The sequence below is a fragment of the Paenibacillus caui genome (assembly GCF_019904135.1).
GTDB classification, from domain to species: domain Bacteria; phylum Bacillota; class Bacilli; order Paenibacillales; family Paenibacillaceae; genus Fontibacillus; species Fontibacillus caui.
Map to the genome: position 1 here is coordinate 112,866 of NZ_JAIOGQ010000001.1, position 12,341 is coordinate 125,206.

The 12,341-nt window shown below is 44.8% G+C and carries 6 protein-coding genes; all 6 read right to left on the minus strand.

Annotated features, from left to right (window positions below; all coding sequences use genetic code 11):
- Window positions 1-156: 156 nt before the first annotated feature.
- Window positions 157-4,158, minus strand: coding sequence for an Ig-like domain-containing protein (locus tag K7397_RS00485; RefSeq protein ID WP_223065972.1), 4,002 nt, complete (start codon window positions 4,156-4,158; stop codon window positions 157-159).
- Window positions 4,159-4,376: 218 nt separating this feature from the next.
- Window positions 4,377-5,579 (minus strand): methionine adenosyltransferase, encoded by a 1,203-nt coding sequence (gene metK / locus K7397_RS00490; RefSeq protein WP_223065973.1) that lies wholly within the window; start codon window positions 5,577-5,579, stop codon window positions 4,377-4,379.
- Window positions 5,580-5,777: 198 nt separating this feature from the next.
- Entirely contained in the window at window positions 5,778-6,047 is a 270-nt protein-coding gene (locus K7397_RS00495; protein ID WP_223065974.1) for an alpha/beta-type small acid-soluble spore protein, read from the minus strand.
- A gap of 183 nt (window positions 6,048-6,230) precedes the next feature.
- Window positions 6,231-6,743, minus strand: coding sequence for a hypothetical protein (locus K7397_RS00500; protein ID WP_223065975.1), 513 nt, complete (start codon window positions 6,741-6,743; stop codon window positions 6,231-6,233).
- A gap of 123 nt (window positions 6,744-6,866) precedes the next feature.
- Window positions 6,867-9,410 carry a hypothetical protein gene (locus K7397_RS00505; RefSeq protein ID WP_223065976.1) on the minus strand — a complete coding sequence of 848 codons (2,544 nt, stop codon included), beginning with the start codon at window positions 9,408-9,410 and terminating at the stop codon, window positions 6,867-6,869.
- Window positions 9,411-9,564: 154 nt separating this feature from the next.
- Window positions 9,565-12,315 carry an Ig-like domain-containing protein gene (locus tag K7397_RS00510; RefSeq protein ID WP_223065977.1) on the minus strand — a complete coding sequence of 917 codons (2,751 nt, stop codon included), beginning with the start codon at window positions 12,313-12,315 and terminating at the stop codon, window positions 9,565-9,567.
- Window positions 12,316-12,341 lie beyond the last annotated feature (26 nt).

A 12,341-nucleotide genomic window follows, 5' to 3' on the forward strand; every position in this document is an offset into this window, starting at 1 on the left:
CGAAAAAGTTCGGGATGGGGAGAATAATAGGCTGAGTAATTAAGTAAGAGGAAAACTAATACAAAGAGCAGAACGGTGTGATAATTCAGAGCTCTAATAAACTAAAATCCCCGTGATTCTCTAGAAACACGGGGATCTTTCTTTTTAAAATCGAAACTACTGCAGATAATTCAAATTATCAAGAACACGTTTCAGCATGATCGCGGCTTCCGCACGGGTTACCGTTCCTTTGGGATTGAATGTCCCTGTGCTTGTGCCTTGAATAATACCGGCTTGAACCGCTTTAGCCACCGTCTGCTTGTCTCCGATGCTCTTGTTGTCCTTGAATCTGGATAGAATCTGAGTTGATGTGCTGTACAATGAAATGTCCTTCCCTGCTGCAGACATTGCCCTTACCATCATTAAAGCCATTTGTTCGCGTGTAATATTGCTTCCAGGTTTAAACGTGCCGTCTGTATTTCCTGTTACAATTCCGGCCTTCACTGCTGCCCCGATATAACCTGAAGCGCTCGAGCCAATGTAAACGTCGCTGAAGCGCACAGCACTGCCGGAGTCCGGAGTTAGGCCAAGCCCCCTGGAAATATACTCGGCAAATTCGGCTCGGGTAATGCTCAGCTTAGGTTGGAACATATTCAATGACCGGTCGGAGACGATCAACTTATTGGCAAGCTCCGTAATGGCAGCACGCGCCCAATGATTGCTGATATCCGCATAACTTGCAAATCCCGCCGAAGGGCCGGCCACTGCTCCCCCTTCATTAAGCTTGCCGCTCAGAATGGTGTAAGACCCTGAAGTTTGAATATGGGTCGGGAAAAAGTAAGCTTTTCCGGCGGTATTATCATATTTCGTCATGGAAGACTGTGCAGGATTCACCGTATTCGCTGTTCGAATATACAACGTTTGCCCGCTGATCCGAAGCGGCGTTGTGCCCGCACCAATCACTGCCCCTACCGTGATATTGAGATCTACAGGGTCGACAAGCGGAATCGAGGTTACGCTCCCTTGACTCGTCGATACATTTAGTTTCTCTTTGGTTACTCTTTCCATCTGAATCCATAAATAGCCCGAAGAAAAGCCGGTGCCAAGCGTTTTTGTAATATCCGCAAACGGAATTTTGTTTAGGGGGACAACAACAAGCGCATCTCCCAAACGAACTCCAAAGGATAATGTTTTATCAGAAGAATAAGCATCGTATAAAGGTTGAATCGGAACGCCTACATAGGCTCCCTTATCTGCAAGCGGCACTTCAAACACCAGAGTGCGGCCGTTCGATGTTGCATTAGATCTAATATAGCTGAAACTGTCTTTTAGCTTGGTGCTATCAATCACATTCCTGTTAACTGTCTGTCCGCCTCTGGAACGGTCCAAAGTCGATGAATGGGTGCTTGAAACTCCTAGAACGTACCCTGATAGACCAAATAAGCTGCTGTCCAGCTGAGTCATATTGGCAGGCAGCGTTGTGCCAGTGTTCGATCCGCTTCCAGATGTGCCTGAAGGTGTCAAATTTTGAACCGGTGCATTGGTGAAGCCTTTGATCGCATTCCCATTTTGATCATACAGAGAAGGGGAAGAACCAATCATAAAGGACAGCACCACGCTTTGTCCTGCAGTTACAGGGCTGGCAAGTTTTAATGTCACGCGATCAGTGCCTGCCGTTGCCGAAATGATATCCCTAGTTTGCTGATTCACTTTAAGGTAGAACAGTCCTGTAAACAGTGAACTGGAATTATAAACTAATGTGTTGTTGTACTGGATCGTCAGCGTATCCCCGTTTACGGTAATTGAATTCACTCCGTCAACGGCAGCAACAAGATTTACAGGGGCCAAATTGATATAACCGGCCAAATTGCCATTCAGGTCCGTCAGTCCGCCTGTCCCGGAAACGTAGGATACCGTCACATTTTGCGACGTCGTAAATGAAGAAGCCAGTGTAAGGGTTACTTGGTTAGATGCAATAGCTACTGCAGTTACAAACACCGGACTGTTGTTGACAAGGACCGAATATTGGCTTTTGAGCGGTACATTAGATGTACTTAGCGCCTCATTATAGGTTAAAACAACTTTATTCCCCGATCCTCCCGCACCCGTAAACTCCGGAGCTTTGGTGTCGTTGTAGTTTCTTACGTAAAAGTCGCTGAAGCCTGAAATGTTCTGTCCCCGATAATCCTGCAACGGGTAGGAACCCGGAACATAGGATACCTTTACAGCCGATCCGTTGGATACGGCTCTTGACAAAAACAGGGTAACCGCCGATCCGTTTTGATAAATACTGATGATTCCTACCGAAACGCCATCCTCGGTAACTGAAAATTGATTATAAGCATAGTTGGATACACTCTTCAGACTATCCTGGAAAAAGAGCGACACCGAATTGCCGGACACATACCCGCTTTGAGGCCTTGGCATTACGGAAACAACCCCGTTAGTGACATCGCGGTTGGTCAGGGAAGCGGTCGCGTTATGCGCATTGTCCTCGATCGGGCGAAGGCTGCTGCTGTAATAGCTTATTTTCACTACCTGACCTACAGCAACACCTGTCTCCAAAGTAATATACACACTGTCCCCGGAAACATAGGCATTGCTCAGCCTGCGTGTTTCTCCATTAACGGTTACGGCAAAGCTGGAGGTCAATAAATTAACACTCGCGTTAAGCGCCTTATCATACTGCAAACGAATCACGGAGTTAGTATACATTTGTGCGTTCTGAAGTACCGGAGGCGTCTTGTCGAGCACTACTGTTGTAAAGCTCCAGCTGGAAGCCCCGCTTAGTCCTGAAAAAGCCGCATTTGTAGCCGCATCCAGAATCGCACCATTATCGATATTCACGTAATAAGTTGCTCCATTATCCAGTGCCTGGACCGGCGTTATCGTGAGCCTATTACCGCTGATCGAAATCGCAGCAGCCGGAATTGCGGTTGCTCCCGATTTTCGGAGAGTTATTCCATTCGTACCATTGGCAAAGCTTCCAGCTCCTCCGTTGGATTTGATATTTCGATTAAAAGTTGCAGTTGGTACTATGTTCAATCCAACGTTCGTACTACGGTCAACAGGAGACAAGCTATCGATCGACAATTGAGTCGGCGCAGCGGTGCCCGTTTTGAAATTCCAGCTATAGTCAGCTGTTTTCGGATAGGAGTTGCTATCCGTATCCTTAAATGCTCCCTGGTGAATAGTAACTGTGTATGCCGTTCCCGCTATTAAAGCTGAGGTCAGCTTAACCGTTATTTTGCTGGTCCCGCCGCCACTGACATCCGAAGAAGTAACCGAAATGCGGTTTGTTTCTGTTCCGTCTTCCTTTCTCACGCTGATAAAACCGTTATCCGGATACACCGGACGGCTGAAATTGAGCAGCAGCTTGTCGGTCGGCGCTTCATTCTGGCCGCCCGAAGCAGGCGCTGTGCTTTGGAGAGCCACTTCATCACCAACAATGTTGAAAAACCAGGTCTGAGCGCTGGATATTCCGGCATACGGCAGATCATCATCGTTTAGGAAAGCTCCCTGGTCGATCAGCACATAATATCTTTCTCCTCGAGCCAAGTTTGAAACATTTAACGTTACCGTATTATTGCTGTCCAACACTACATCTTTAGCTGCGTATGTAGCTACGGCTTCATTTGTGGACGCCTTTTTAATATAAATATGACCACTTGCCGACTGATTTACTTTCTGGTTAAACGTCAATTTCAGTTCTACAGAAGTATCTGTAACTCTAGCTTCTTGCGTTGCAGTTGGCGCGGTGCTGCCATCGGTCAGAGTCTTAAAGCTCCAGTCAAAAGCTGGCACATCATTTCCGCTGCTGTCCACAAACACTCCCGCTGCTACCGATACTTTGTACAACGTTCCTGGCGCCATATTATTAGTAGAAGAGGGAATGGTAATCTCTTGGGTTGCATTCAGACTTCCTACGGGTGATACCGTTATTCGTGCATACTCGTTATCTTGTTCATCCTTAATTACAATATCTCCGCTACCCGTCTTCACTTCAGCACTGAAAGTCATTTTTAATACCTTTGTATCAACCGGCACTCCCTTAGATCCGTTTACCGGTAAAGTCGATTGAAGCGTTACGCTGCTGGTGCCGGCAGTGTATCCAATTCCAGCTCCAGCGAAAAGATTAAACATAAGCACAAGAACAAGCAATATCGGCCATTTTTTCATATTATTTTCTCCCTCTCTCCTTGATTGCAGCCCTACTATGTAAAAATGCCATGAGCAGGCACTTAAGCGCATACTTATCTCTTTTGTCGGCATAAATCGCCATAAACTTTAGGGAATTGGATTTTTCAACCATACCATTAAAAAAAGAACAGATACTTCCCTTCAAAATCAGGAATGTATCTGTTCTTCAGATCACGAGTCATATATAAATTTTCAGCTTATAATCCTGCTTGCTCTCTAAGAGCGTCAGCTTTGTCGACGCGTTCCCATGGCAGATCGACGTCGGTACGGCCGAAATGACCGTAAGCAGCCGTCTGACGGTAAATCGGACGACGCAGATCCAGCATACGGATAATTCCAGCAGGACGCAGGTCAAAGTTGCTGCGAACAAGCTCAACCAGCTTCTCTTCCGCAATTTTGCCGGTGCCATAAGTATCAACATTGATGGAAACAGGGTTGGCTACGCCAATCGCATATGCTAATTGAATTTCTACTTTGTCAGCGAGGCCTGCCGCTACCAGGTTCTTCGCTACATAGCGAGCCGCGTAAGCAGCGGAACGGTCAACCTTGGTCGGATCCTTGCCGGAGAAAGCACCGCCGCCATGGCGTGCATATCCACCGTAGGTATCCACGATGATCTTACGGCCTGTAAGGCCTGCATCCCCTTGAGGTCCGCCAATAACGAAGCGTCCAGTAGGATTAATGAAATATTTGGTTTCGCCATCCAGCAATTCAGCCGGTACAACAGGAAGAATCACTTGTTCCTTAATATCAGCCTGGATTTGCTCAAGTGTGATATCTTCAGCATGCTGAGTGGACACTACAATGGTATCTACACGTTTTGGTTTGCCGTCTACATACTCGATCGTTACTTGTGTCTTTCCGTCCGGACGCAGGTAATCAAGCGTACCATCCTTGCGCACCTCTGACAAGCGGCGTGCAATACGGTGGGACAAAGCGATCGGCAGCGGCATAAGCTCTGGCGTTTCATTCGTCGCAAAACCGAACATCAGGCCTTGGTCGCCGGCGCCAATATTGGCAGTTTCTTCAGCTACCTGCGCAGGATCGCGATCTTCCAGGGCAGCATTCACGCCTTGGGCGATATCTGCAGATTGCTCGTTCAAAGACGTAAGCACAGCGCATGTATTGAAGTCAAAGCCGTATTTGGCACGGGTATATCCGATTTCCTTAATTGTATTACGTACGATCGATGGAATATCCACATACTCCGATTTCGTACTGATCTCGCCAATAACCAGAACTAGGCCGGTTGCTACGGAAACTTCGCAAGCTACACGCGCGTTTGGATCATTCGCCAGAAAAGCGTCGAGAACCGCATCAGAGATTTGGTCGCAAATTTTATCCGGATGCCCTTCGGTAACGGACTCGGAAGTAAATAAATGTCGCCCTTTAATGGACATGAATTCTCAACCCCCCATATGGATAGTATGGCATAAGCCTCACGATCCTACACAAAAAATGAACCTTTTCCGACGGGAAAAGGTTGATGTACAAGCCTCACAGGTCATATTATCTTATTTAAAATCCCCTGTCAATCAAGGGATTCAGGGAATAAGGCCAAAATTAATCGAATTTCGTCTCTTTTGGCAGCTGCTTTATTAAAGAAGGCTCTGTTTCTCCGCCTGCGCTACCAGACGTTTTGTTATTTCCCCGCCAACCGAACCGTTCTCTCTTGAAGTCAAATGTCCCCAACTGCTTGTATACGATCCTGAAGAACCTGTACCGAGTTCACCTGCAAACTCCGTATCGCCAAAACCGCTGCTTGCCCCATATCCAACAGGCAATCCGAATTCGGCTGCAATCTCGTACTTCATTTGCTGAATAGCTTCTCTAGATTCCGGGATAAGTTTACGATTATTTCGTGGCATTGTGATGCACCTCCTGATGATTTGATTCAGCATCAGTAGTATGCCGCTTCATTTAACCGTTACTCGTATAAATCAATGCTAATTGGGGAAAAACATACCTGGCGTACCGATACCATCAAAGCGGCCAGTCCCTTTACTTCCAGAACGTAATAGCTGGTTTACAGTAGTAACCCTGCTGCAGTTCTACTTTTCGATTCGGTAACCGCCTCGCACCATAACGGTAAGATTATTCTTATTGCCGTCCTCAACCATTATACCGCGTCCTTCTCTGGGAAAAGACAGCAAATGGTTGTTGCCCACCGGCTTGCCGTTCAATATATCAAGGCCGTCTGTCAGATCAGCCACTCCATTGGAATCCGAACTGTAGACCACCCCTTTACCTACCCGAACGATAAACTCGGCTCCGGCTGCTGCCATTAGCTTCTCACCTGGTTTCACCGTGACCACTTCAACTTTATTATTTGAAGGGACCGTGGCCTCTTCTGGCGATGAACTCGTTGGTGGTGTAGCCTTTGCTCCGCCCAATGCTTGCTGAATCTGCTGATCTACGTAGCTCTTCGTTACAACAGGATCATCCGCCGACCCGGGTTGAGAAGTCACACCTGCGCCTTCAGCGCTTTTATTCAACAGCGATCCGGCCCACAGGCCGCCGCCGACCAGCACCGCCGCTATTGCTATTTTCCATGTTCGGTTCATAAATGATCCTCCTTGAATGCAACAAGTTCTGTGAACGCTATGAACTCTAGTTAAATCATATGATAGAGGGTTTAATAGAGAGAAACAAGCGAAAAATCCCCTAAACAGGGGATTTTAGGATCTTTACGGTTTTTGCTCCTCTTTATCTTCAACTAGCAGGCTGGTGTTGTAATATAATACTTGACTGGCCAATTTTGCATTCGCGCCCTGGAAGCGGTCGTATACTGTTAGGATGTAGCTTCCGCTTGTCATCTTCTCAAATATTGGATCATCAATACTAAAGCTAAAACTTCCATTGCCTGGTTTAAGATCGCTGTCAGGTGAAATTTCCTTCTCAAAAATATGTCCATTGTAATCATGCAATTCGATCACATATTTATGATTAAATTCACCGGTCAAATAGGACTGGTTTCTTTGCAAATTATAATTGAGGTTCACCCGTACGGATGACGAACCGTTAAGATAAGCATTTACATTGCTGATTCCAAGTGTATATGGAGTTATATTCATTTCTGTAAGCCATCCACTTACCCCCGGCTGTTTCACATCAAGTGCCATTGAAGCTGCATTGATATATCCCGTCGATTCGCCTTTAATTGGTGTCAATTTGTTATCTGCTATTCCTTCACCGATGATAAGCTTCAAGTCGTTGATTGACTGCGCCTTTGGCAGCTTGGACCATAGAATGACCAATCCGCTCTCTTGTGAAGGCACTGCCGTATCTGCCTGAATCGTATTAGCTTGGTAAATCTGTCCGCCTACACTTTGATAATATCCAACGAGTTGAGAAAGATCGATTTGATGATTCTCAAGATTTTTCACTTCCAGCTCGGTATACAGAATATCAGAAGAAGAACCGGAATACACCATCGATTTCAGTTCCTTGATTCGTTGATTATGGCCGGAATCCTTCAGTTCGTAAGCCGAACCTTTTTCTATAGATGGAAGTTCGGGGAGACTGCCTAAGTTCGTAAATCTGAACCATTCTGAGCTGCCCTCACCGATTTTTTCCATTAAGGCAATTTGAAGCTGTGTAATATCCAGATATGCTGGAAGTTTGGTTACGATATAGAGGTCTGTGCTCATACCGGTTCCCAATAGCTTAGTATTATTCATGTTGATCAGTTTAACATCGGTATCAAGATTAACCGAATCTACTTTGTATTGGCCAGACAATTCAGGAAGAGCCATAGTTTTGTTAGAGAGATTCTCAATTGTCACTTTGGCACTGACCAAATTCCCATCACTCCAAGGTAACCTTTGAATAGACGATAGAGTGAGACCTACCGATCCATTATTGGTCTGCATAAATTGTTCTTTGCCCAGCGTATTCTGCATCTGCGCAGCTTCTGGAAGCGCAAAGATTCCAATTGGATAGCTAAATCCTGGATTCGATGGTGTGGTTCCATTTGGATCCGAAGCTGCTTGCTTAGGAGCATTCACGAACAGCTGTAAATTCTGTCTTGCTACATCCGTTTTCAATGTTATGTTCAGCTTGATGCTCTTCTGTTCCTGTGGTCCTAGTGTCAAGTTGTCCAAGGCGGTAGTTGACACCGGTACGGAATAGCCATTTGAACTATGAAGAACAAATTCGTATTTTGGAACGGTAATGGTTTGATTTCCCTTATTGCTAAAAGAGAGTTGAACAGACAAATCACTTTCGCCATAACTTTGATTGCTCCATGCTCCGGTCACACTTGCTGCAAGCTTGCCGTCACCAACAGCAATCAATTTTTCTGTATAGGGTTTTACAGCTACAGACTGATTCTTTGCCGCTCCCAGCTGCAGGGTAGATATTGGTAGACTTGATTTTGTTGTTTCGTCGTCCTGAATAATTTGCAGCTCCAGATTCTTCAAAACAACGGACTTGGGAATCGAAGCCATTAATTTCAGGATTTTGTTATCCTGCGGCTGAATTTTGTAATCTGCACTAGAGGAGTCTAGTGTCAACGGATAATTCGATCCGCTCGATGTCTTAATCACGAACTTGAGCTTTGGATCTTCAAATAACTTGTAGCCAATATTCTGAACGTTAAGATCTATACCAACATAATTGTAATCCCCTGACAGAAACGAAGTTACCTGATTGACTTTCAGTTTAACCGGCGTCTCATTGATGCGAAGTGTCTTCGAATAATGAGCTGGAGTAGAGACCATATAAGAAGCCGGGATTTTGAATTGTCCGAGCTTGTTTTCATAATTAGGTTTGCTGAAATCCCACTTCACGACTTCAAAAGCCAGATCACTTGGTTTAAGATGCTTCGCAATTTTCACAACATAAGTTAATGTTAGTGAGGATCCTGGCGCCACAGATTTTTTTTCTTTGTCGCCCGAGATGAGAACCGCGCTATAAACCGTTCCGCTTGTCGTTCTGACCTTAGTCCAATAATCAAGAAGATTCAGGCTTGTATTATCCCCGTTAGTAATTGTTAACGTATAAGTCAATACGTTAATGTCATTTTGTGTTAACACATTAACATCCGTGAGCCTCATACTGCTTCTCGATGTTAATTTTACAGACGGTAAATTGTTTAGGGTATGTACAATGTTTTGGTTACTGGTCGGTTTAGATGCAGCCGTTGACTTATTAGTACTTGCCGCCCCTACCGTATTACCTCCAAGCACTACGGCAGACAGCAAGACATAAGCTAACTTATTTGCTTTCAAAACTTCCCCTCCTCATTTCGCATTCTATATATTTATTAACGTAAAAAATGGAAGAAAGTTTCGTTCAGCAATATAAAAATAAGTTGTTTTAATAGATGATATTCACGTAAAAAAAGAGGGCCACATAATGTGGCCCTCTTTTACTAACTAAATATTAGTTAGTGCCATAGTTTACAACAGTAATATCTGAAGATGTTTTGCTCAGATTGTTCTTCGCTGCATCTTGTACTGCATCGGATTCAGCTGCAACGGACAGTTTAGCACCCTTATTTACATCCAAACCTGCAGATGCAACATCGAATACAACTTGAGATTTGTTAGTGCCATTAGAAGCATATACTGGATTGGACAGTTTGTAAGTCTTGCCGTCCACAGTCAATGTAAATGCATCACCAGCATAAGTAGCAAAAGTGACATTTTCGCTCAATTGAACAGTCAATTTCAAAGAATTATCACTAACGTCACCAGACAGGTAGGCAGCAGTTACAGAAGGTTTAGTTACGTCCGCAACTGTAACGTTTTTGCTAGTAAACTGGATCGTTGCTCCGCCAGTAGATTTAACGTTGGAAACGGCAAGAACTACTTCACCACCGTTAACTACAGCGCTTGGCAGGTCGGCATCAGCTACTTTAGAAAGATCAACGATAACGTTTTTAACACCTTTGCTTGTATCAACAGGCAATTTCACCTGTGCACCAGTTGGAAGTGCCAATCCATTGATTGTGTAGTAAGCAGGATTGTTTACAGCACCATCTTTGTAGTTACCAGTGGACGCGTCAAAGCCGAAAACAACGTTTTGGTCGAAATCAACGCGGTATACACGGTTAGCAGAAGTGAATCCATCAGTTGTCGTTTCACCGTAAGCAGAAATTGTTGCAGTTACTGGAGAAGCACTTGCAGCACCGTTGTAGTTGAAAGTCAACACCTTAGCAACGTTGCCATTGCCAGATGTATCTTTAACGGAGTTTACAATGCTAGCTACTTTATAAGTTCCGTTAACTGACAGCCCAGCTACATTCAAAGTTACTACACTAGCGTAAGTTCCGCTGTAGGTAACACTAGCAACATCAACTTTATCTCCGTTTGGATCAGTAACGATAAAGTCACCTGATTCAACACCTGTTACAGATTCAGAGAATGTAGCTTCAATTTGCTTGTTGTTATAAGGAAGCAGACGAACGTTTGTCAATTCAGGTGCAACTGTTTCTTTAGCCAGGGTTACAGAATTAGTAGCCGTGGTTACTGCGTTACCAGCCAAGTCAGTCAGACCTTGAATAGTAACAGACAGCGCTGCCGTAGTGTTTCCTGAAGTGATAGGTGAAGAAGCCAACGATACACGGAAAGTTTTACCGTCGTCTTGCAGTTTAGCCAAACCGCTTTGAGTCAGAATAGCTCCGGCGCTGTTCTTCACAACAATGCCGTCAACAGGAACCGTGCTGCTCATATCTTCGTTAAATACTACGTCAAATTGGCTTGGGTTAACAGGAACCAAAGTATAAGTTGGCGCAGTGTTATCACGAACGATGGATACAGTGAAAGTAGAAGGATTAGCAGCATAGTTGCCAGCCAAATCTCTCAATCCGTTAACTGTTACAGTGTAATCTTTACCAGCTTCCAAAGCTGAGGTTGGCAGCGTTAAGGTCCAAGATTTACCGGATCCAGTTGGAGTTGCTACCGTGTCACCGATTTTCACCATATCGAAGTTAACATACTCGCTGAAAGTAACGTTAACTTTATTGGTTGTTGTATCTTTAGTTATAGCTTTGATAGAAGAAAGCGTAGGAACCGTTTTATCGCTCACTTGGAACGTTGTAGCGTAAGGAGCAAATTCGGTACCATCAACATATACACCGTTGAAAGAAACAGTGTAGTAACCGTTTTGAGTCAGTTGTCCAGGAGTAGTCAAAGTAACGGTTGTTTCGTCACTGCTAAGTACTGGATCTGTTTCTGCAGAGTTGTATACAACAGCGCCAGAAGCATCAGTAACTTTGAAGGAAGCAACCTTCAGATCAACCACGCGGTTGAACTTGATTTGTACATCCTTCAGGTTTGTAGCCGCAACAGAAGTTACTTGTGCATTTTCAAGAGTAACAGTAGTTTTATACTGTTTTTCTTTGTATGTGAAAGTAATTTCGGTTGGAGTGTTAGCTACCAAAGGAGTAGTCAACGTTACAGTTGTAGTTGATTTGTCATCGAAAGTAACCAGAACGGAAGTTGGGTTCTGTGCTACAGCCGATACGACTTTAGGGCCTTGCGACTCATCGAAGATCGCGTACGCAGCTACAACTGCTTGGGAACGAGTTGCGTTTGCTTGCCAGTTCAGGCTAGCTTCGAGCAGGCCTTTGTTGATTGCGGCTTGAACTTCGCCTTGAGCCCATGCAGATGCTTTGTTGTCAATGCCAGTTGTAGGAACTTCCAGTTTCAGAGCGCGAGTCAGAACGATCGCCAATTCTTGAGCCGTTACGTTGCCGTTCGGGTTGAAGAATTGTTTACCGTTAACTGTAGAACCTTTCATGATGCCTGCAGCTGTTACAGCTTCAATAAATGGAGCTGCCCAGTGTTTAGCACCGTAGTTTTTGTCTTTGTAAGTATAAACGCCAGTTACTTCTTTCAGGCCCAAGGATTTAGTGATGATCTTCGCGAGTTCAGCGCGAGTCAGTGTTTTCTCCAGGTGAGCCAAACCGCCTGGCAATCCGGATACGATGCCTTGAGCTTTCAGAGCATCAAATTTTTGGTCTGGCGTCAAAGTTGCGTCAGCGCCGAACGCTACAGAAGCAAACATGGAGAATGCCATTGCTGTAGACAGAGCTACGGATAAAATTTTCTTCATAACCTTTTTTTCTCCTCCTTGATTAACTTTCATGTTAAAAGAGTTTTCTTTAGTTGAGTAGCTCGTGTTACTCATTAGCCGATACACCCCCTTTCCCGAGT

What these genes read in the sequence shown, in the direction of transcription:
- K7397_RS00485 (WP_223065972.1), bottom strand. Translation starts at nt 4,158, where the DNA reads ATGAAAAAATGGCCGATATTGCTTGTTCTTGTGCTTATGTTTAATCTT.
- K7397_RS00500 (WP_223065975.1), bottom strand. Translation starts at nt 6,743, where the DNA reads ATGAACCGAACATGGAAAATAGCAATAGCGGCGGTGCTGGTCGGCGGC.
- metK (WP_223065973.1), bottom strand. Translation starts at nt 5,579, where the DNA reads ATGTCCATTAAAGGGCGACATTTATTTACTTCCGAGTCCGTTACCGAA.
- K7397_RS00510 (WP_223065977.1), bottom strand. Translation starts at nt 12,315, where the DNA reads ATGAGTAACACGAGCTACTCAACTAAAGAAAACTCTTTTAACATGAAA.
- K7397_RS00495 (WP_223065974.1), bottom strand. Translation starts at nt 6,047, where the DNA reads ATGCCACGAAATAATCGTAAACTTATCCCGGAATCTAGAGAAGCTATT.